17 protein-coding genes are annotated in these 20,081 nt (G+C 72.2%); 9 read left to right on the top strand and 8 right to left on the bottom strand.

The genetic code is table 11. The features are described from left to right. Positions 1–152: 152 nt before the first annotated feature. The gene (locus tag AMK22_RS38585) at positions 153–293 is read left to right on the top strand and encodes an SPW_0924 family protein (RefSeq protein WP_107430632.1); all 141 of its coding nucleotides are present in this window, start codon (positions 153–155) and stop codon (positions 291–293) included. Positions 294–397: 104 nt separating this feature from the next. Then, complete coding sequence (locus AMK22_RS25445; RefSeq protein ID WP_079186396.1) at positions 398–1,444, top strand: DUF3068 domain-containing protein; 1,047 nt, start codon at positions 398–400, stop codon at positions 1,442–1,444. On the opposite strand, the gene hrpB is transcribed toward AMK22_RS25445, so the two are convergent. Continuing rightward, a complete protein-coding gene (gene hrpB / locus AMK22_RS25440) occupies positions 1,431–3,938 on the bottom strand; it encodes an ATP-dependent helicase HrpB (RefSeq protein WP_073788922.1) in 2,508 nt (835 codons plus the stop codon). The genes AMK22_RS25445 and hrpB overlap by 14 nt on opposite strands. 161 nt (positions 3,939–4,099) lie before the next feature. Beyond that, positions 4,100–4,900: a class I SAM-dependent methyltransferase gene (locus tag AMK22_RS25435; RefSeq protein WP_199883318.1), complete on the bottom strand. Its 801-nt coding sequence runs from the start codon at positions 4,898–4,900 to the stop codon at positions 4,100–4,102. Between the two features lie 412 nt (positions 4,901–5,312). Here AMK22_RS25435 and rpsA point away from each other — a divergent pair, with 412 nt between their 5' ends. Then, on the top strand, positions 5,313–6,821 hold the full coding sequence (rpsA, locus tag AMK22_RS25430) for a 30S ribosomal protein S1 (protein ID WP_073788681.1): 1,509 nt from the start codon (positions 5,313–5,315) through the stop codon (positions 6,819–6,821). A 118-nt stretch (positions 6,822–6,939) separates the two neighbouring features. On the opposite strand, the gene AMK22_RS25425 is transcribed toward rpsA, so the two are convergent. After that, a complete protein-coding gene (locus AMK22_RS25425; RefSeq protein WP_073788679.1) occupies positions 6,940–7,923 on the bottom strand; it encodes a right-handed parallel beta-helix repeat-containing protein in 984 nt (327 codons plus the stop codon). A 476-nt stretch (positions 7,924–8,399) separates the two neighbouring features. Here AMK22_RS25425 and AMK22_RS25420 point away from each other — a divergent pair, with 476 nt between their 5' ends. From AMK22_RS25420 to AMK22_RS25410, 3 genes are all read left to right on the top strand, one after another. After that, a complete protein-coding gene (locus AMK22_RS25420) occupies positions 8,400–9,338 on the top strand; it encodes a PAC2 family protein (protein ID WP_073788677.1) in 939 nt (312 codons plus the stop codon). 220 nt (positions 9,339–9,558) lie between these two features. After that, positions 9,559–10,164 carry a dephospho-CoA kinase gene (gene coaE, locus AMK22_RS25415; protein WP_073788675.1) on the top strand — a complete coding sequence of 202 codons (606 nt, stop codon included), beginning with the start codon at positions 9,559–9,561 and terminating at the stop codon, positions 10,162–10,164. Positions 10,165–10,289: 125 nt separating this feature from the next. Beyond that, complete coding sequence (locus AMK22_RS25410; protein ID WP_073788673.1) at positions 10,290–10,658, top strand: tetratricopeptide repeat protein; 369 nt, start codon at positions 10,290–10,292, stop codon at positions 10,656–10,658. Positions 10,659–10,769: 111 nt separating this feature from the next. On the opposite strand, the gene AMK22_RS25405 is transcribed toward AMK22_RS25410, so the two are convergent. Then, a complete protein-coding gene (locus AMK22_RS25405) occupies positions 10,770–11,048 on the bottom strand; it encodes a DUF6343 family protein (protein WP_073788671.1) in 279 nt (92 codons plus the stop codon). A gap of 94 nt (positions 11,049–11,142) precedes the next feature. Between AMK22_RS25405 and AMK22_RS25400 the strand changes: the two genes are divergently transcribed. After that, the gene (locus tag AMK22_RS25400) at positions 11,143–12,261 is read left to right on the top strand and encodes an ADP-ribosylglycohydrolase family protein (protein WP_242434132.1); all 1,119 of its coding nucleotides are present in this window, start codon (positions 11,143–11,145) and stop codon (positions 12,259–12,261) included. 137 nt (positions 12,262–12,398) lie between these two features. On the opposite strand, the gene AMK22_RS25395 is transcribed toward AMK22_RS25400, so the two are convergent. The 3 genes from AMK22_RS25395 to AMK22_RS25385 form a co-directional block, all read right to left on the bottom strand. Then, entirely contained in the window at positions 12,399–13,493 is a 1,095-nt protein-coding gene (locus AMK22_RS25395; protein ID WP_073788667.1) for a tyrosine-protein phosphatase, read from the bottom strand. Between the two features lie 100 nt (positions 13,494–13,593). Beyond that, entirely contained in the window at positions 13,594–15,546 is a 1,953-nt protein-coding gene (locus tag AMK22_RS25390) for a hypothetical protein (protein WP_443333317.1), read from the bottom strand. 155 nt (positions 15,547–15,701) lie between these two features. Then, a complete protein-coding gene (locus AMK22_RS25385; RefSeq protein WP_073788665.1) occupies positions 15,702–16,604 on the bottom strand; it encodes an SGNH/GDSL hydrolase family protein in 903 nt (300 codons plus the stop codon). Positions 16,605–16,791: 187 nt separating this feature from the next. On the opposite strand from AMK22_RS25385, the gene AMK22_RS25380 reads away from it, so the two are divergent. After that, positions 16,792–18,147, top strand: a complete 1,356-nt coding sequence (locus tag AMK22_RS25380) for a helix-turn-helix domain-containing protein (protein ID WP_073788918.1) — start codon at positions 16,792–16,794, stop codon at positions 18,145–18,147. A 100-nt stretch (positions 18,148–18,247) separates the two neighbouring features. Here the strand turns inward: AMK22_RS25380 and AMK22_RS25375 are convergent, their stop codons facing one another. After that, positions 18,248–18,595, bottom strand: coding sequence for a hypothetical protein (locus AMK22_RS25375; protein WP_073788663.1), 348 nt, complete (start codon positions 18,593–18,595; stop codon positions 18,248–18,250). A 277-nt stretch (positions 18,596–18,872) separates the two neighbouring features. Between AMK22_RS25375 and AMK22_RS25370 the strand changes: the two genes are divergently transcribed. Beyond that, positions 18,873–20,006: a slipin family protein gene (locus AMK22_RS25370; protein WP_079186395.1), complete on the top strand. Its 1,134-nt coding sequence runs from the start codon at positions 18,873–18,875 to the stop codon at positions 20,004–20,006. The last annotated feature ends 75 nt before the right edge of the window (positions 20,007–20,081 follow it).

Below are 20,081 nucleotides of genomic sequence, written 5' to 3'. Positions count from 1 at the left end.
GCACCCCGCGCCCCCGACAGCCCCTCCGCCACCGCCCGGCGGAGGGGCTGTTCCACGTGTTCCCCTCTCGCGCCCGTGTTGCTACGGTGCCCCAACCCTGACGACCTGTCAGGTCCGTCGCCGTCGGATCCGTGCTCACCGGGAGGACCGGCATGCGTGCCCTCGTCGCCGCCGCCATCGGACTTGCCGCGGCCCTCGCGCTCGTCCTCACCGTCTCCGCCATCGGGGCCCCGCCCGGAGAGACCTCGCCCGAACCACTGCTGACCACCGTCCCGGGACCCAAGAAGCCGTGACCTCCCGGGAACCGGGAACCACCTGAAGCAGCCGCGCGACAGGCAGCCGCGCGGCACGAAACGCACAGCGGAAGCAGCCACGCAAGCTGAGGGAGGGCACCACCATGCGCCGCCGAGCCAGCCTCGTACTCCTGGCCCTCGCCGTCTTCTTCGCCGCCATGGCGCCCCTGCTGCGCTGGTACGCCTTTCCGAGGCTGGCGAAGATCCCGCCCAGCCAGTACCAGGAGATGGTGCTGGAGGCGAAGCCCGCCACCCTCCTCGACTACAACGACGGCATGAAGGTCAAGCAGGTCCCGAAGGTCACCATCGTGCAGACCCTCAAGGGCAACGTGGAGGAGTCCGAGAGGATCGAACGCGACGCCGGACGCGACGTCGTCGTCTGGGACGCCCTCAGCTTCGTCGCCGGCCCCGACGGCAAAATGGTCTCCGAGATCCCCGAGCGCTACATCTTCGACGCCCACAGCCAGGCACCCGTCCACGCCACCGGCGAAATGGTCGACGGCGACCCGGTCGGGCGCGAGGGCATCGAGTTCAAGTGGCCCTTCCTCACCGAGAAACGCGACTACGAGTACTTCGACGCCCAGTCCCGCACCAGCTCGCCCATCCACTACAAGGGCACCCGCACCTTCCGCGGCATGGACGTCTACTACTTCGAGCAGACCGTCCCGTGGACGAAGGTCCCGATGCCGAAGAAGATGCCCATCAAGGGCGTCTCCCCGGAACAGATCGCGAAGACGGGCATGACCCGCTGGTACACCACCAAGCGGATGTTCTGGGTCGACCCGGTCACCGGAGCGCCCGTCAACGGCGAGGAGATCCACAAGGAGGAACTGCGCAACGCCAAGGCGATGGGCCTGCCGCAGGACACCGTCACCGTCTTCGCCGGACACGTGAGGATGCGCGAGGACTACATCGAGTCGACCGTAGCCCTGGTCACCTCGCAGCGCCTGCCGATCCTGCTGCTGACCTCGTACCTGCCGTGGGGGTTCCTGGTTCTCGGCGCCGCGCTGCTCGTCCTCGCGCTGTGGCTGGAGGCACGCTCCCGGCGCCCGGAGGGTGAGGGGCCCGGCGACCGGCCCGACGAACGGCGCCGCAAGGGGCGCGCCGACGCGACGACGCCCGCCCCGGGCACGCCCCCTACTCCTGCCTGAGCCGGGCGTTGGTCAGCCGGGTCGCTGCCGCCGTCGCGGGGTCCTCCGGCCACGGATGCTTCGGGTAACGGCCCCGCAGCTCCGCGCGCACCGCCCGGTAGCCGTCCCGCCAGAACGACTCCAGGTCCGCGGTGACCGCCGCGGGCCGCCCGGCGGGGGAGAGGAGATGGACCAGCACCGGCACCCCGGCCACCCTCGGCGTCCGCTCCAGGCCGAACAACTCCTGGAGCTTCACCGCGAGTACGGGCCGCTCCCCGCCGTACTCCACCCTGACCCGGGATCCGCTCGGCACCTCGATCCGCTCCGGGGCCAGCTCGTCCAGCCGGGCCGCCTCACCCGTCGCCCACGGCAGCAGACGCCGCAGTGCCTGCCCCGCTTCGATCCGCCCCAGGTCGGAGCGGCGCCGGGCCCGCGACAGCTCGGGCTCCAGCCAGTCCCCGGCACGCGCCGTCAGCGCCTCGTCCGCCACATCGGGCCAGGGCGCCCCCACCGTCCGGTGCAGGAACGCCAGCCGCTCCCGCAACTGCCCGGCCTCCCGCGTCCAGCGCAGCAGCCCGAGCCCCTCGCGCCGCAGGCCCTCCACCAGCACCTCGCGCACCACCGCAGGATCGGGCTCCGCCAACGGACGCACCGACAGCTCCACGGCGCCCAGCCGCTCCACCCGGCGGGCCACCACGTCGCCGTCCGCCCAGCGCACCTCCTCGCCCGCGTACCGCAGGTGTCCGGCGGCGGCCCGCGCCGTGGACTCGTCGATCACGGCGGCGAGCCGCACCCGCGCGGACGCCGCGTGCGCGGGCCGGTCGGCGACCGCGACCGCCAGCCACGGAGCACCCCGCAGCCCCGAACCCTCGCGGGTCTGTGCACCCGTGCCCGACACCATCAGGAACGCCCCCTCGCCGCGCGCCCGCGCCACGCGCTCGGGGAACGCCAGCGCGGCCACCAGGCCGACCGCGGCGTCGTCGGTCATGCCGGCCGGGGAGCCGCCCCCGGTCTCCCCGGCCGACGCGGACAGCCGCCGGACCTCCTGCCGCCAGCGCGCCGCGTACCCGTCCCCGCCCCGCCGGGCGGTCCGCAGCGCCGCAGCCAGATCGTCCCCGTACTCCCGGGGCGGCTCCTCGCTCAGCAGCGCCACGACCTCGGCCGCCCGTCGTCCGCCGACCTCCGCGGCGCCGTCCAGCAGCGCCCGCGCCAGCCGGGGGTGCAGGCCCAGCCGGGACATCCGTACGCCCCGGTCGGTGACCCGCCCCCGGGCGTCCACGGCGCCGACCGCCGTCAGCACCTCGCGCGCCGCGCCCATCGCGCCGGCGGGCGGCGGATCGAGCAGCGCCAGCCGCGACGCCTCCGGATCGCCCCAGCAGGCCGCCTGCAACGCGAACGCCGCCAGATCGGCCACCGCGATCTCCGGGGACGGGAACCGCGCGAGCCGCCCGTCCTCCGCCCGCTCCCAGCAGCGGTAGACCACCCCGGGCGCCTCACGCCCGGCCCGGCCCGCCCGCTGCCGTCCCGTCGCCTGCGAGGCGCGCACGGTCGTCAGGGCGCTCAGCCCCCGCGCGTGATCGGTACGGGGCTCCCTGGCCAGTCCCGAGTCGACCACGACCCGCACCCCGGGCACCGTCAGTGACGACTCCGCGACCGAGGTCGCCAGCACCACCCGCCGGCCGCCGGACGACCCGGCCAGCACCGCGTCCTGCACCGCCGCCGGGGCTCGCCCGTGCACCTGGAGCACCTCGGCGTCCACCCCGGCGAGCTGCCCCGCCACCCGCCCGATCTCGCCGACACCGGGCAGGAAGCACAGCACGTCGCCGTCCTGTTCGGCGAGCGCCCGGCGCACCGTCGCGGCGACGTGCGCCTGAAACGCCGGATCGACCCTCATGCCGTGCGGCGGCCGCACCGGCCCGGCGGGCGGTGCCCACACCACCTCCACCGGATGCGAGACGCCCCGCGCCTCCACCACCGGGGCATCGCCCAGCAGCCGTGCCCAGCCCGCCGCGTCGGTGGTCGCGGACGCGGCGACCAGCCGCAGATCGGGGCGGAGGGTCTCCCGCACGTCGAGGAGGAACGCGGCAACCGTGTCCGCGTCCAGATGCCGCTCGTGGCACTCGTCGATGATCACCGCGTCGACCCCGGTCAGCTCCTGGTCGCGCTGGAGCCGCTGGAGCAGCACCCCGGTGGTCACCACCTCCACCACGGTGTCGCGCCCCGCCACCCGCTCGCCGCGGACCGTGAACCCGACCCGCCCGCCGACCCGCTCCCCGAGGAGCCAGGCCATCCGCCGCGCCGCCGCCCGCGCCGCGATCCGGCGCGGTTCGGCGACCACCACGCGGCGGGTCGGCCCGCCGCCGGTCAGCCCGGCCAGGACCAGCGGCACCAGGGTCGTCTTGCCGGTGCCGGGCGGTGCGCACAGCACCGCGGTGCCGTGGTCGGCGAGCGCCCGCTCGAGGGCGGGCACGGCGGTGCGTACGGGCAGCTGTTCCAGGGCGTGGGCGCGGATCACGCCCCCAGTCTGGTACGAGGCCGCGCGGTGCCCGCAATCGGTCTCGTACGGGGCCGGGTCGACGGCCACGAACCGGCCCCGGCCTCCGTATCGGCGGGCCGGGGTCCGGGGCTGGAACGGGCGCCCCGCGGCAGGGCTGCGGCCGCGGTCGGGACCGGGGCTCAGTCCCGTTCGCAGACGAAGATCGCCGTGCCCGGGATCAGGTGGCCGCGCAGCGGGGACCAGCCGCCCCACTCCTGCTGGTTCCAGGCGGGCCACTCCGGTTCGACGAGGTCGACCAGCCGGAACCCGCCGGCCACCACGTCCCGCACCCGGTCGCCCAGCGTCCGGTGGTGCTCGACGTACACCGCCTCGCCGCGTTCGTCCTGCTCCACGTAGGGCGTGCGGTCGAAGTAGGAGGCCGCGACCGACAGGCCCTCGGGCCCCGGCTCGTCCGGGAACGCCCAGCGGACCGGGTGCGTCACCGAGAACACCCAGCGCCCACCGGGTCGCAGTACCCGGCGCACCTCGCGGAACACGCGCGCGGGGTCGGCGACGAACGGCACCGCGCCGTACGCCGAGCAGGCCAGGTCGAACGCGCCGTCGCGGAACGGCAGCAACCCGGCGTCGGCCTCCACGAGCGGCACCCCGCCGCCGATCCGCAGCGCGTGCTGCAGCTGCCGGTGCGACAGGTCCAGGGCGACCGGGCGGGCCCCCTGCGCGGCCAGCCAGCGCGAGCACTGCGCGGCGCCGGCACCGATCTCCAGGACGTCGAGGCCCTTCAGCGACTCGGCCGGACCCAGCAGACCGGCCTCGGCCTCGTCGAGCCCCTCGGGACCCCAGACGAAGCGGTCGTCGCCCAGGAACGCGCCGTGGTCGCTCTGGTACTCGTCGGCGTTCCGGTCCCACCAGCCGCGGCTGGCCCGGCTGCTCTCGGTCTCCGAGGCCGCGCGGCGGGTCGCCTCCGGCTCGGGCAGGTGCATCTCTTGGCTCATCGTGTCCGTCGTTGTAGTTTGCCTTCACCCCGTCGTACGCGACAGGCACGCCGGGGCCGTCCGACAGCGGGGCTCCGTGCCGAAAGGGACGCGTCCTGCGGCCGACGCGGCCTCGTGGAACACGAAATGTGCCGGAATTGGGCTGATGCGTCGCGGGTGTGCGCCTTCGTGCATTGACCGTGCCCGGCTGCCCCCGTATGCTACAAGTTGCGCTGCGAGCCTGCGCGCCTCAGACCTAGCAGGTCGCGCTCGCATCTGTTGTATGTCCCCTCGGTTCACGAGGCGCCTCCCGTACGGCGGGTTCGGTGCTTCCCGGGCTGTCCGGCTTCTGCAGAGGCGATACGGGCTCCCGGCGTAGCAGTACCTACGACTCACCGTCCGTACCGGAGCCCTTTCCCACATGACGAGCAGCACCGAGACCACCGCCACCACCCCGCAGGTAGCGGTCAACGACATCGGTAACGAGGAAGCCTTCCTCGCCGCGATCGACGAGACGATCAAGTACTTCAACGACGGCGACATCGTCGACGGCGTCATCGTGAAGGTCGACCGGGACGAGGTCCTGCTCGACATCGGTTACAAGACCGAAGGCGTCATCCCCTCCCGCGAGCTCTCGATCAAGCACGACGTCGACCCCAACGAGGTCGTCAAGGTCGGCGACGAGATCGAGGCCCTGGTTCTCCAGAAGGAGGACAAGGAAGGTCGCCTCATCCTGTCCAAGAAGCGCGCTCAGTACGAGCGTGCCTGGGGCACGATCGAGAAGATCAAGGAAGAGGACGGGATCGTCACCGGTACCGTCATCGAGGTCGTCAAGGGTGGTCTCATCCTCGACATCGGCCTCCGCGGCTTCCTGCCGGCCTCCCTCGTCGAGATGCGCCGCGTCCGTGACCTCCAGCCCTACGTGGGCAAGGAGCTCGAGGCCAAGATCATCGAGCTGGACAAGAACCGCAACAACGTGGTCCTGTCCCGCCGTGCCTGGCTGGAGCAGACCCAGAGCGAGGTCCGCCAGACGTTCCTCACGACCCTGCAGAAGGGCCAGGTCCGCTCCGGCGTCGTCTCCTCGATCGTCAACTTCGGTGCGTTCGTGGACCTCGGCGGCGTCGACGGTCTCGTGCACGTCTCCGAGCTGTCCTGGAAGCACATCGACCACCCCTCCGAGGTCGTCGAGGTCGGCCAGGAGGTCACGGTCGAGGTCCTCGACGTCGACATGGACCGCGAGCGCGTCTCCCTGTCGCTCAAGGCGACGCAGGAGGACCCGTGGCAGCAGTTCGCCCGTACGCACCAGATCGGGCAGGTCGTCCCCGGTAAGGTCACCAAGCTCGTTCCGTTCGGTGCGTTCGTGCGCGTCGACGAGGGCATCGAGGGCCTGGTCCACATCTCCGAGCTGGCCGAGCGCCACGTGGAGATCCCGGAGCAGGTCGTCCAGGTCAACGACGAGATCTTCGTCAAGGTCATCGACATCGACCTGGAGCGCCGCCGCATCAGCCTCTCGCTGAAGCAGGCCAACGAGTCCTTCGGTGCCGACCCGGCGTCGGTCGAGTTCGACCCGACCCTGTACGGCATGGCCGCGTCCTACGACGACCAGGGCAACTACATCTACCCCGAGGGCTTCGACCCCGAGACCAACGACTGGCTCGAGGGCTACGAGGCTCAGCGCGAGGCGTGGGAGACGCAGTACGCCGAGGCGCAGCAGCGCTTCGAGCAGCACCAGGCCCAGGTCATCAAGTCCCGCGAGGCCGACGAGGCCGCCGCTGCCGAGGGCGCTGCCGCCCCGGCCGGTGGTGCCCCGGCCGCCTCCGGCGGCAGCGGTGGCTCGTACTCCTCGGAGTCGGCGGACAACTCCGGCGCCCTGGCGTCGGACGAGGCCCTGGCCGCTCTGCGCGAGAAGCTGGCGGGCGGCCAGAGCTGACGCTCTGCCCCCTGGCCCCTCCGGTCGGTGAATGACCGGAGCAGCTGACGGTGAGGCCCGTTCCCTTCGGGGAACGGGCCTCACGCGTGTGCGCGGGGCGGTTGTGTGCGGGGCGCTCCTACGGTGTGACGGTGATGTTGGTGAGCCCCTTGCCCCCGGTCACCGTGTTGCTGCTGTAGACCGTGGTCGGGCAGCTCGCGCCGTAGTTGGTGACGTTGATCGCGATCCGCTCGTCGCCCGTGGAGCCGGACAGCTCCGAGGCGTTGTCGCGGAACACGGTGCCGCAGCCCCAGCCCTTCTGCTGGGTGTGGGTCTCATAGCCGTTGTTCGTCGTACGCGAGCCCTGGTTGCCCTGGACCAGGACGTCGTTGCCCTTCACATCCACCCAGGAGTCGTCGTAGTTGACGCCGGTCAGGCCGCTGCCGTCGAAGGTGTTGCCGATGACCCTCGCCCCGGTGGTGCCCTCCTTGATGTCGATGTTCTCGCCCCCTACTCCGGGCCCGATCGTGTTGTTCAGGATCTGGACCCCGTCGCTCCGGTCGGAGAGATCCCCCGCCGTGCCGACGTACACCCCCTCGCCCATGCCGCTGCCGTCCTGCCCGGTGTCGTGGATCCGCGAGTTCTTGATGACGCCGTTCCTGCTGGACCTGCGGAAGTGGACGCCTTCCATGTCCAGATCGTGCACGGTCACGGAGTCGATCACGACGTCCGTGGCGGCGTCGGCCATGATGCCCTTCTGACCGCCGGTGACGGTGATGCCCCGGACGGTCCAGTAGGAGGCGCCGTTGAGGTGCAGCCCGTAGCCACCGCCGGCCGTGAGGACCGCCTTGGCGGAGCCGGTGAGGGTGATCCGGGCGGAGGCGGCGGCGGGGACCGTCGCCTTGAAGTTCCCCTTGTACGTGCCGTCGGCGAGGTGGATCGTGTCGCCGGGGGTGGCGGCGGCGAGAGCGGACTTGAGCTGGGCGGCGGTGCTCACGTCGACGACCTCGGCCGTGGTGACCGTGTCCACGTCGGCGGTGGCCGCGGCGGCGGGGGCGAGGGAGGGGGCGCCGGCGGCGAGTGCGGAGGCCAGCAGGGCGGGGAGCAGGACGCGGGTGCGCATGTGGGGTGCCTTCCCGTCGGAGGAGTCCGGGGCGTGCTCGCCTCACGTCGTTCTCGGACATGAGTGCTTCATGCCGTTCTCGTACATGAACATGGGGCGGGTCCCTGAACTTTCGCTCAGTGACGGTAGGGACGTGGTGGGGGAGTGTCAAGGTATGGACCAGGGTCCGCGGCGGTGGCCGGTGCTGTGGTGCGGTGTGAACTCGTCCGGTGCACAGGCGAGTTCAGTGACGTGAGCGCCAACGCCCCGGCTGTCGCTCCCTGATCGTGCGGCGGCGTGGGAGTCCTGGTGGAATCGTGCGGGGCCGGCGGCGTGTGCCTCTCCGGCGGGGAGAGCGATGGCGCCGAGGGCGCTCGCGTTCTCGCACGGGTTCTGGAGTGAACGGTCCGTGAACCGTCGTCCCAGGGGCCGCGGTCCGGGAATGCTCATGTCCCGTCGGATGTTCTTGTTCAGGAACACGAGGAGGAGCGGTAACCGTGCCTGATCCGCAGAGTTTGTACGAATGGGAGCCGAAGGGGCTGGCCGTCGTCGACATGGCGCTCGCCCAGGAATCGGCCGGTCTGGTCATGCTCTACCACTTCGACGGGTACATCGACGCGGGTGAGACCGGCGAGCAGATCGTCGACGGCCTGCTCGAAACGCTGCCGCACCAGGTCGTCGCCCGCTTCGACCACGACCGGCTGGTCGACTACCGCGCGCGTCGGCCGCTGCTGACCTTCCGGCGCGACCGATGGGCGGGTTACGAGGCCCCGGTGCTGGAGGTCCGCGTCGTGCAGGACGCCACCGGCGCGCCGTTCCTGCTCCTCTCCGGGCCCGAGCCGGATGCGGAGTGGGAGCGCTTTGCCGCCGCCGTCGAGCAGATCGTCGAGCGCCTCGGCGTCCGTCTCGCGGTCAATTTCCACGGCATTCCGATGGGCGTCCCGCACACCCGCCCCGTCGGCATCACTCCGCACGGGAACCGCACGGACCTGATGCCCGGCCACCGCAGCCCGTTCGACGAGGCGCAGGTCCCTGGTTCGGCCGAATCCCTGGTGGAGTACCGGCTGATGGAGGCCGGGCACGACGTCCTCGGCGTCGCGGCGCATGTGCCGCACTACGTCGCCCGCTCCGCCTACCCGGACGCGGCGCTCACCGCCCTGGAGTCGATCACGGCCGCGACCGGGCTGGTCCTGCCGTCCGTCGCCCATGCGCTGCGCACCGAGGCGCACCGCACCCAGACCGAGATCGAGCGGCAGATCGGTCAGGGGGACGAGGAGCTCGTCTCGCTCGTCGAGGGCCTTGAGCACCAGTACGACGCGGTCGCGGGTGCCGAGACCCGGGGCAATCTGGTCGCCGAGCCGGTCGAGCTGCCGTCCGCCGACGAGATCGGCCGCGAATTCGAGCGCTTCCTCGCGGAGCGTGAAGGGGATGCCTGACCGTTCGTCCCGGGCCGCCTCCATGGGGGCGCCGGTCACGGCCCTGGTGCTGTGGCCGGAAGGGTATGCCGGGAAGCTCGCGGCGTCCGGTGCGGTGCGTCGCAAGGCGGAGGATCGCCCTCGTAGGGACGTACTCGGGTGATGCGACAACGCGGCGAGGTGCCGTGCCGGGCGTCGCGAGCCGGTGAACATTTCCGGTCGCAGCACTAGGCTGCCCGGCATGCTGAAAGTGGGCCTGACCGGTGGTATCGGCGCCGGCAAGAGTGAAGTGTCGCGGCTGCTCGTCGGCTACGGGGCGGTACTGATCGACGCGGACCGGATCGCGCGCGAGGTCGTCGAGCCGGGGACGCCCGGTCTCGCGGCCGTCGTCGACGCGTTCGGCACGGACGTGCTGACCGCCGGGGGCGCCCTGGACCGTCCGAAGCTCGGCTCGATCGTGTTCTCCGAGGCCGACCGGCTCGCCACGCTCAACGCGATCGTCCACCCGCTGGTCGGCACCCGTTCCGCCGAACTGGAGCGGGCGGCGGGACCCGACGCGATCGTCGTGCACGACGTCCCCCTCCTCACCGAGAACGGGCTCGCCCCGCTCTACGACGTGGTGGTCGTCGTGGACGCCGGTCCGCGGACCCAGCTCGACCGGCTCGTACGGCTGCGCGGCATGACGGAGTCCGAGGCCCGCGCCCGGATGTCCGCGCAGGCCACCCGGGAGCAGCGGCGTGCCGTCGCCGACCTGGTCATCGACAACGACGGGCCGTTGGAGGAACTGGAGCCGCAGGTCCGCGCGGTGTGGGCGGAGCTGACCCGGCGGGCCGCGGCCAAGGGCTGAGGCGACCGCGGTCGCCGGGCCGGGACGAGGACCGGGGCCGGCGGCCCGTGCCCGGCGTACGCCGTACCGGAACAGCGGGCCCCGGCCGGGTGTTGAGAACGGGGAGACGAAGGGAGGGCCCGATCGTGCCCGAGAGGACTCCGGAGACCGACGTGATCGACTTCCGCGCGGCCGAGCACCTGCTGGCGGCTCGTGACCCCCGGGGCGCGATCAAGCTCCTGGACTCGGTGATCGCGGCTCATCCGGAGAACACGGCGGCCCGTCTGCTGCGTGCCCGCGCGTTCTTCGCCGCAGCCCAACTGCGCGCCGCCGAGCTCGAATTCGAGCTCGTGCTGGAGCGTGAACCGGACAACGCCTTCGCGCACTTCGCGCTCGCCCGCACCTTCGAGCGGTCCGGCCGCTCCGAGCGGTCCGGCCGTCACTTCCGGCTGGCCGCCGCGCTGGATCCCAGGCCGGAGTATCTGGAGGCGGCCCGCTTCCGTACCGGGAACTGACGTCCCGGGGGCGGTCGACCCTCCGGGGAGGACCCGCCTCCCGGCGCGGGCCGACGGTCCGGGAGGGGCACACGACGGGCGAGGGCGTCCGCCTGTCGTGGGGCCGCCGGCTCAGTGACCGTACCGTCCGCGTCCGCCGTGGTCGGGTTCGTACGGAGGGATGTCGCGGCCCGGCTGGTAGTGCGGGCCCTGGTGGATGTGGTGGACGATCACCACGATGTCCGCGAGGACCAGCAGGAGCAGCAGACCGCAGGCGGCGGCCCAGCCCGGGCGGTCGGCCAGCGTGAAGGCGGTCAGGCCGAAGACGGCCCAGGCCAGCCCCCATAGACTCAGGCACAGCCGCAGTCGCAGAGGACTACGGGCGGTCGACGGTTCGTTACCGGTACGCATGGCGATCGCCTCTCCTACCAGGATGGACCCGCGACGGCGTTTTGGGGACATGTCGACACCGATCCGGGTCGGCAGCGAGTCGAGAGGATCGTGCGTGAACGGCGCGTCATGGGAGGACCGCACAGGCCGCAGGGCGCGGGTGCGGGGCTGTCTGTTGGGCGGGGCGATAGGGGACGCCCTGGGGAATCCGGTGGAGTTCCTTTCACTCGCCGGTATCCGGCGTGCGCATGGTGAGCACGGCGTGCGGGGGCTCCTCGCGGACGAGGAAGGCGTCGTCGGCCGGGTCACGGACGACACCCAGATGACTCTGTTCACGGCCGAGGGGCTGATCAGGGCCCACTCCCGGGCGGCGGCGAAGGGCATCGGCGGCGCCGAGACCGCGATCCTGCGGAACGCCTATCTGCGCTGGCTGGACACCCAGAACCACCCCGCCCCGCCGACTCGGGGCGGCGACGACCCGGTGCGGACCGGGCGGCTCAGGCTGGAGCCCTGGCTGTACGCGCGCCGGGCACCCGGCAACGCCTGCCTGACCGGTCTCGCCACCGGTCATGTGCCGGAGCCGGTCGCCCGGCTCGGTGGGCCGGGCCCCGTGAACACCGGGTCCAAGGGGTGCGGCACCGTGATGCGGTCGGCGCCGTTCGGCCTGGTGGGGGCCGATGCGGAGGAGGGCTTCCGGCTCGCCTACTGGTGCGCGCAGATCACCCACGGCCATCCGACCGGCGGATACGCGGCCGGGGCGCTCGCGGCGATCGTCGCCCATCTCCTGGAGGGCGACTCGATGGCGGGCGCGGTGCTGCGGGCCATGGAACTGCTGGGCCGCCATCCGGGGCACGAGGAGACCACGGCGGCGTTGCGCGCTGCACTGGACCTGGCCGCCGAGGGGCAGCCGGCGGCGGAGAAGGTGGAGACCCTGGGCGCGGGCTGGGTCGCGGAGGAGGCCCTGGCCATCGCCGTGTACTGCGCCCTGGTGCTGCCGGGCGCCGAGCAGGTGGCGCAGGCGCTGCTGCTCTCGGTCAACCACTCCGGCGACAGCGACTCCACCGGGGCGGTCTGCGGCAATCTGCTCGGCGCCCGCCACGGCGACATCCACCTTCCGCCGTCCTGGCTGGTGGCGACCGAGGGGCGCACGGTGATCGGCGGGCTGGCCGACGATCTGTGCCTGGAGTTCGAGCACACGGTCGTGTGGCCCGCCGACCGCTATCCGATGTGCTGACGGAACCCGTCCGTCGTCCGCCGCACACACCGGCCGGGGAGCGGGTGTGTGCGGCGTTCGGCAACGGCCCTCCGCGCGAGAGACGGTGACGTCGGGTCAGTGGCCGTGGGCCGGCGACCGCGGGTCGGTCGGTGGTGTCAGTCGGTCAGCAGCTTGGCGCGCAGCGCGGCCACTGTCGCGTCGTCGATCTTCAGCCCTTCCCGTACGTAGGTGTCGAAGTCGCCGTACAGGTGGTCCACCTCGGCGAAGGCCGCGCGCAGCCAACCGAGCTCGACGGCCTTCGGGTTGCCGGTGTACTGGTTGCTGGCGAGGAAGTCCGCCTCGACGGTGTCGCGCGGGACACCGAGCACGGTGAGCAGGACGGCCGTGCCCCAGCCGGTGCGGTCCTTGCCCGCGCTGCAGTGGAAGACGGTCGCGCCGGAGCCGTTGGTGGCGACTGCGGTGAGCAGATCGCGGAACGCGTAGTCGGCGCCCACGAAGTCGACCATGAACGGGTAGCCGATGGACTGGCCGAGGTCGGACGAGCCGGAGAGCAGCCCGGCCGCGATGGCCTTGGCCAGGGTCGTCAGGGCCGAGTCGTGGAAGCGGAGGCCGTGGCTGAGCGACGCGACGTCCGCGACCTGGTACTTCACGCCCGCGGGCAGCCGGTCGGGGTCCTCGTGCCGTTCGATCGCGTTGCGCAGGTCCACGTCGAGGGTGACGCGCTGGGAGACCATCCGCTGCTGCTCGGCGTCGGTGAGGCCGCTGAGCTTGTTGGAGCGGTAGACCAGGCCGGAGCGCACCCAGTGGCCGTCGGTGGTGCGGTAGCCGCCGATGTCACGGAAGTTGCGGGCGGACTCGATGCCGAGCGAACGCTCGGCGACGACGAGGGGCGCGCCGCCGTCCGGTGTCAGCCGGAAGTACCAGCGTCCGGCCTCGGGGAGCGTCCCGGCGGGGACGGTCAGCGATCCGGTGCCGGGCGCGGTGCCCACCGGGATGCCGGTGGTGGCGTCGGGGGAGGTGACGGCGGTGACGGTCACCGATCCGGCGGGGGACGACCAGGAGAGCGTGTGACCGCCGTCCGCGGCGCGCTGGGCGGTCGCCGCTGTGAACGGCACGGCGGCCCGTACCGTGGCGGCGGCCCCCGCCTTCGGCGAGGCGTCCGGCGCGGCGGCGACGGCGGGCGGGACCAGGACGGTGCCGGCGATCAGGGCGGCCAGGACGGCGGCGTGGGTGATGCGGTGCGTGCGCATGGTGCTCCTTGTCTGCGTTCCCTGGGGGGCTGTGTTCCCTGGGAGGGAGGTCGGCGTTTCCTGGGAGGCTGGCGGTGTTTCCCTGTGCTGGAGCGGCGTGTCAGGAGGCGGGGGCGGCGGTGCACGGTGTGTCGCCGCAGACATTGATGACACGGCCGGTGGTCAGGAAGGTGGCCTTCTGCTGACGGGCGGCCGACGAGTTGCGGGGATCGGAGTGCGGGTCGCGGCCGTACTGCGGCCCCATGGGCGGGGTGTTGGTGACCGGCGGGCTGGGCGTACCGCTGTCCCACACCGTCATCGTGGAGCCCCGGTAGGGGAGTTGACCATGGCCGACGGTCCGGATGCCCCAGTACGCAACGGTGTCCGGGCTGCGGCCGGCCGTGAGCGCCGGGGTGAGGAGACGGGCGCCGATGGTGCGCGCCTCCACGTCGGCCGCCGCGTTCGCGACCTGATGGTCCCCGTACGCGATGTGCAGCAGGACCTGGTGGCGATCGGTGAGATGGTTCGCGTACCCGTTGGTCTCGCCGCGGTCCCACACCATCTGGAACAACTGGAGGACGATCTGCTGCCGCAGCTTGTCCGGGTAGGAGAGGGTCAGGACCTGCTGGAACGGTGCGAAGTCGACGCTGCGATTCAGGAGCAGGCCGTAGTTCATGCCGGTGACGCCGAGGACCGCGCGGCGGATGTCGGGCGAGGCGGCGACGAGGGCACCGCCGAGGATTCCGCCCTGGCTGTTCCCGTCGTACGCGATGCCGTGCCGGATGTCGACGAGCGGGCGTCCCTCGCCGTCGCGGAAGGCGGCATCGGCGGTCAGCCCGTCGGGGTGGATCAGGGCACGGGCCAGGAACAGGGCGTTGAGCATGCCCTGTTCGCTGCGTTCCGGAATGGCGGGGAAGAGGTTCGGGTCCGCGAGCGCGGCGAGCACCACGGGGACGTCCTCCTCGGCCATCCCGATCCAGTCGGTCGCGCAGAACGTGAAGCCGCCCTCCGCCGCCATCGCCTTGACGTTGCCCGCGCCGACCTCGGAGCGGCGGCCGAGAAGGCCGTGCCCGTACAGGGCGGGGCGGGAGGGGGCGCGGAACGCGGAGCGCGGTATCTCGCAGCGGAACTCGGCGACCTGGGTGTTCGAGGGGAGCCGCCGCGGGGTTCCGTCGCGGCCCCGGTCGAGGACGGAGCCGGGCGGTCCGCCCGGCGGGTTCAGGTACCCGGGCACACTGATCCGGCCCGTCACCTCCCGGGCGATCCTCGGGTCCTGTTCGGCCGTGAGGTCGGTGACACCGGTGACGGTGAAGGCGGGGGCGCGGCGGCCGAGCCGGCGGAACGCGTCGTCGCGGATGGTGAACAGGTCGCCGGTGAGAGAGCGCGTGCTCGCGACGGTGAAGTCCCAGGCGAGGTGGAGATCGTCCGGCCGCACCTCGGCGCGGCGCAACGCCCCGAGAGCGGGGCGCAGTTGGCGCTGACGTGCGTGCAGCGGATCAGTGGTGGGGAGCGGCTTGCCGACGACGGCGGCGAACGGTGCGGCGGCGGGGATCGTGTGCCCGGCGCCGTCCTTGAGCCGCCGCAGGGCGACGACGTAGTGATGGCCGTCGCGGAAGTTGCGGGCCGGGTGGATCAGCAGCGCGCGGCGTGCCGGGTCCGTCGCGTTCGCGTCCGACTCGGTCCAGTACGGCCAGCGTTCGCCGGTCCGGGTGTCCAGCAGTACGACGGGTGCGTCCGGGGCGAGGGAGCGGCCGATGTCGGTGAGCGGGGCCGCGCCGGTCGTCGCCAGGTCGAGGCCGGGTACGTGGGCGATGAGCGCGGAGCCGGGGGAGAAGCCGTCGGACCGGTTCCAGGCCGTCGGGTCGATGGGAAGCCCGGTCGCGGCCTGCGGCAGCTCTGCGGAGGTGAAGGCCACTCGGCGGCCGGTGTCGGTGCGCGGATCGGGCCGGGTGTACCAGTCGTTGGGGAACGGCAGCAGGCACTCGGTGGACGCCAGCGGATCGCAGCCCCGTCCGTGCGGTGCGCCGGCCTGTGCCTGCGGTGTGGTGTGCTGTGGCCGTAGTGGTGCGGTGATGGCCCGTGGCGCCTGTGGTGCGGTGGCGGTCTGTGCCGGTGGCGTGGTCGCGTGCGGTGAGGTGGCCCGTGCCGTCGGCGCGGTCGGCACGAGCGCGGCGGCGACGCAGAGCGCCACTGCCGCCGGCCCGCGCAGCAGTCGGTGCCGCAACGGGGTCAACTCCCCTGTATGCGGGCGCCGATGATGGCGGCGTAGTTCGCCTCGCCGTTCCGGTTGGGGTGCAGCGGGGCGGCGGCCGCGGTCGGGACGTACCCCTCGACCCACTTGTCGGACGGGGTCTGGCAGGCGTCGTGCCCCACGCTCGGCGTGGCCAGGTCGATGTACTCGGCGCCGTGCGCGGCGCTCTGCTCGGCGATCGCCGTGTTCATCCGGTCGACGCTGCCCTGCAGGAAGTCGGCGTCCACCGGGAGGACCGGCTGCAGCGGCCAGCAGCCGCCGGGCTTGATGTAGAGGCCGTACCCCGTGACGACCACCCGGGCGTGCGGCGAACGCTGGTGGATCGTGTCCAGCACGACACCCAGCTTCGGTGCGAACTCCGCGATGCGCTGCGCCACTTGGTCCACGCCGCCCTCGGTGTACTTCTCCTTGCACGGGGTGGCGTTGGGGTCGAGGGTGGTGCACTTCTGCGCGATGCCGACGAGTCCGGCGTCGTTGCCGCCGATGGTCAGGGTCACCAGGTCGGTGTCCGGACGCAACGCGTCGAACTGGGGCGGGGCCGATCCCATCGGGATGTCGAGGAGCGAGAGCGGCTGCTTCTCGGTCATGTGTTTCGACGCGGCGCCACTGCATGTGACGTCCCGGAGCGAGGCGCCGAGCCGCGCCGCGAGTTCGTGCGGGTAGTTGTGTGTCGAACGTCCGCAGGCCACCGGGCCCGTGATGTCCGGGATGAGCGGACCGGAAGCCATCGAGTCGCCGAGCGCGACATAGGACATGGGGCCGTCGGCGGCGGCTGCGGACGCCGGTGCCGCTCCGGTCCCCACGGCCAGACCGGCCAGGGCAACCGCACCCAGGAATGTTCTGATGGAACGACAGAAAACCTTTTTCTGCGGTGAGTTCACAGATTCCTCCGGCGGTGGGGGGTGAGGTGGGGCATGGCGTGTGACGCCGGTCATCATGCAGACTCGAGTGCCGTCGTTTAACTGGTGGGTAGCGCAGACTTCCGCGGGAGAACTTGTGACGCGTGACAATCAGCGGCTCGTCGCGTGCGGTGAACGGCACGGCTCCGCGCGGCCGGATTCCGCCCCGCTGACCATCGCGGGCCGTCCGGTGGCCGCACGCATGCGCGCCCGTGCCCCCGCCCTGACCGGGCGGGTCGTCGCCCGGCTCCTCTCCGACCTGCCGGTCTACGCGGATCTTCCCCGCGAGGAGATCTCCGGCGACATCGCGGACATCGTCCAGCACAACCTGCGCCTCTTCGCCGACATCGTCGAGTACCGGCGTCATGCGACCGAGGCCGAACTGGCCCAGCAGCGCGACTCCGCGGCGCAGCGGGCGGAGGAGGGCGTCCCGTTGGACGCGATCCTCACGGCGTACCAGGTCGGCACGGCCATGTGCTGGCAGGAGGCGGCGAAGGAGGCGCTGCCCGGCGATCTCCCCGTCGTCCTGGAGATCACGGACCGCATCATGGTGCTCCAACGGCAGTTGACGTCCGCCGTCAGCGGCGCCTATCTGGAGGCGCGGCGGATCCTCGACAGTCAGGAGCACGGCGGACGGCACGCCCTGATGGCCGCTCTGCTGGCCGGTGAGCCGCTGGACCGCTTCACACACCCCACCGGGCCCCGCCCGGCCGCGCGGTACCTCGCGCTGACCCTGGCACTGGCGCCGCACGCCGACGAATTGGCCCAGTCGTCGGGAGCGGGAGCGGGAATGGGGTCGGACTCCGGGGCCGGACCTGAGGTTGGGGCGGGAGTGGAGCCGGGGTCAGGGGCGGGAGCGGAGTCCGGGACGACCTCGGGGGCGGGGTCCGTCACGACATCGGGGGCGGGAACCGGACGAGGGTCGGGTGCCGGTGTCGCGGCCCGGCGCAAGATCCGCCGGATCCGTACGGTCCTCGACCACTACGCGGGTACGCCGGTGCTCACCGCCCTCGACACGTCCGGCGGCACGGTGCTGCTGCCCGTCGAGGAGCCGCCGGAATGGCATGGTCCGGGCGGGCTGTGCGTGTTGATCGACGAGGCGGCCCGTGCCGCCGGGGTCCCCGTCACGGCAGCGGCGGAGACCGTGGAACCGGAAGCCGTTCCGGCCGCCGTGGCCCGCAACTCCGAGATCGTCGACCTGGTCGCCCGAACCGGTCGCCCGCCCGGTCTGTACCGGCTCGCCGACGTCCTGCTGGAGTATCAGCTCAGCCGGCCCAGCGAGGCGCTGCCCGGGCTGGCGCGCCTGCTGGGGCCACTGGAGACCAAGCCCGAACTGCTGCACACCCTGGAGACGTACCTCGAACTCGGTCTGGACCGGAGGACCACCGCGGCCGCCCTGCACATCCACCCCAACACCGTCGACTACCGCATCCGCCGCATCGACCGCCTGACGGGCCTCTCCCCGTCCCGTCCGGCCGACCTCCAGCACATCAGCGCGGCGCTGGTGGCCCGCCGCTCGGTGTGACGGAACACCGCAAGAGGAAGGGGGAAGAGGAAGAGGGGGAGGGCGGGAGGGGGAAGGCGGGAGGTGGGAGAACCGGCGGCGGCGAAGCGTATGGCGCCGGTCAGTGAACTGTACGGAAACTGTGCCACGGAGGCGCACTGGCAGCGTTGACGTCGGTGAGCATGGTCGCGAGGTAGGCCGAGCCCGGCCCGGTGCAGTCGGGTGTGGGATACAGGATGATGTCGACGAGGCTGCCGTTGCTCACCGCCTTGGCGCCCGCCGGGTCGAGCTTGTGGCAGCCCCTCACCAGCGGGCTGTGCAGCGTGACCGTGGCATCCCGCCCGGTCGTGTACGTGACCGGTCCGACCACGGTCCGGCCGAGACCGGAGCAGCCCGCGACGGTGAGGGCCAGGAACGTGGTCACGGCGGCGATGCCGAGACGGCGGCGTCGGTGATCGATCACGGGCATGGGCGGATCCTCGTCTGTCTCGTCCGGTCGTTCGTCGGCGCCATCGGATGCGTCGGCACCGCCGGATCCGGCTCGTGCCGATGCTGGCCACCCTGCCCGCCCCCCGGCGCCCCGGCATCCGGTGTGCGGCCGGGCGGGCGAAGGGGCCCTCTCGTAGCTGATCCGGTTGTGGGCGTGGGGGCGCGTGTGGGCAGGTGCGCTGCCACGTGGATGCCTTTATATCGATGGATACTGGGCATACCGTGGTATTAGGTGTTCCGACTTTCAGGGGGCCGTCATGGTCCAGGATCTCGTGATCGCGGTAGTGACGGCGGCCTCGGCGGGTGTGTTGTACCTGGCCGCGGCGGCCAAGATCGTCAAACAGTACGAGCGGGGCGTCGTCCTGAGGCTCGGCAGGCTGCGCGACGATGTGCGCGGGCCAGGATTCACCATGGTGGTCCCCGGTATCGACCGGCTGCGCAAGGTCAACATGCAGATTGTGACGATGCCGGTGCCGGCGCAGGACGGCATCACCCGGGACAACGTGACGGTACGGGTGGATGCCGTCATCTACTTCAAGGTGGTGGACGCCGCGAGCGCGTTGATCCAGGTGGAGGACTACCGGTTCGCGGTGTCGCAGATGGCGCAGACCTCGCTGCGGTCGATCATCGGCAAGAGCGATCTGGACGATCTCCTGTCCAACCGCGAGAAGCTGAACCAGGGCCTGGAACTGATGATCGACAGCCCGGCGGTCGGGTGGGGCGTGCAGATCGACCGGGTGGAGATCAAGGACGTCTCGCTTCCGGAGACGATGAAGCGCTCCATGGCCCGTCAGGCCGAGGCCGACCGTGAGCGTCGCGCCCGTGTGATCAACGCGGACGCCGAACTCCAGGCGTCGAAGAAGCTCGCCGAGGCGGCGAGCGCGATGTCCTCCCAGCCCGCCGCGTTGCAGCTGCGGCTGCTGCAGACGGTGGTGGCCGTTGCCGCCGAGAAGAATTCCACACTGGTGCTCCCGTTCCCGGTGGAGCTGCTCCGCTTCCTGGAGCGGGCCCAACCGTCCGCACCTCAGGACGCGGCGCCCGCCTCGCAACAAGCCCTCCGCCCCTCCCAGCCCCCCGCGTCCCCAACGCAGGCGCCACGCCCCTCGCCGACGCAGCGTCCCGCGCAGGCCCAGGCCCAGCGTCCCGCACAGGGGCAGGCACAGGCGCAGCGCTCCGCGCAGACACCGCAGGCGCACCCGAGGCCGCGCCCGCCGCAGCGTTCGCCCGCTCCGCCTCCCGCGCCTCCCGCGTCCGTGTCCTCCGCGCCCGCGTCCACGCCTTCGTCGCCCCCCGGGGCCTCGTCGGCGTCCGCGCCCTCCTCGTCGTCCGATCCCACGCGACCCCCTCGTTCGAAGCCACCGAAGCCGTCGAAGCCGCTCGCCCCGCACTGATCCGTTGATCCGGTCCCTTCGCACCCCTCGCCGCCGTTCCGGGACCGGCGCGGCGAACTGGCTGCATATGGCTTC

The organism is Streptomyces sp. CB01580 (assembly GCF_001905795.1).
Lineage (GTDB): Bacteria > Actinomycetota > Actinomycetes > Streptomycetales > Streptomycetaceae > Streptomyces.
This window is presented reverse-complemented; position numbering and strand designations above follow the sequence as displayed.

Coding starts and splice junctions, on each gene's coding strand:
- AMK22_RS38585 (WP_107430632.1), top strand. CDS start 153: ATGCGTGCCCTCGTCGCCGCCGCCATCGGACTTGCCGCGGCCCTCGCG.
- AMK22_RS25445 (WP_079186396.1), top strand. CDS start 398: ATGCGCCGCCGAGCCAGCCTCGTACTCCTGGCCCTCGCCGTCTTCTTC.
- AMK22_RS25435 (WP_199883318.1), bottom strand. CDS start 4,900: ATGCACCTGCCCGAGCCGGAGGCGACCCGCCGCGCGGCCTCGGAGACC.
- rpsA (WP_073788681.1), top strand. CDS start 5,313: ATGACGAGCAGCACCGAGACCACCGCCACCACCCCGCAGGTAGCGGTC.
- AMK22_RS25425 (WP_073788679.1), bottom strand. CDS start 7,923: ATGCGCACCCGCGTCCTGCTCCCCGCCCTGCTGGCCTCCGCACTCGCC.
- coaE (WP_073788675.1), top strand. CDS start 9,559: ATGCTGAAAGTGGGCCTGACCGGTGGTATCGGCGCCGGCAAGAGTGAA.
- AMK22_RS25405 (WP_073788671.1), bottom strand. CDS start 11,048: ATGCGTACCGGTAACGAACCGTCGACCGCCCGTAGTCCTCTGCGACTG.
- AMK22_RS25395 (WP_073788667.1), bottom strand. CDS start 13,493: ATGCGCACGCACCGCATCACCCACGCCGCCGTCCTGGCCGCCCTGATC.
- AMK22_RS25375 (WP_073788663.1), bottom strand. CDS start 18,595: ATGCCCGTGATCGATCACCGACGCCGCCGTCTCGGCATCGCCGCCGTG.
- AMK22_RS25370 (WP_079186395.1), top strand. CDS start 18,873: ATGGTCCAGGATCTCGTGATCGCGGTAGTGACGGCGGCCTCGGCGGGT.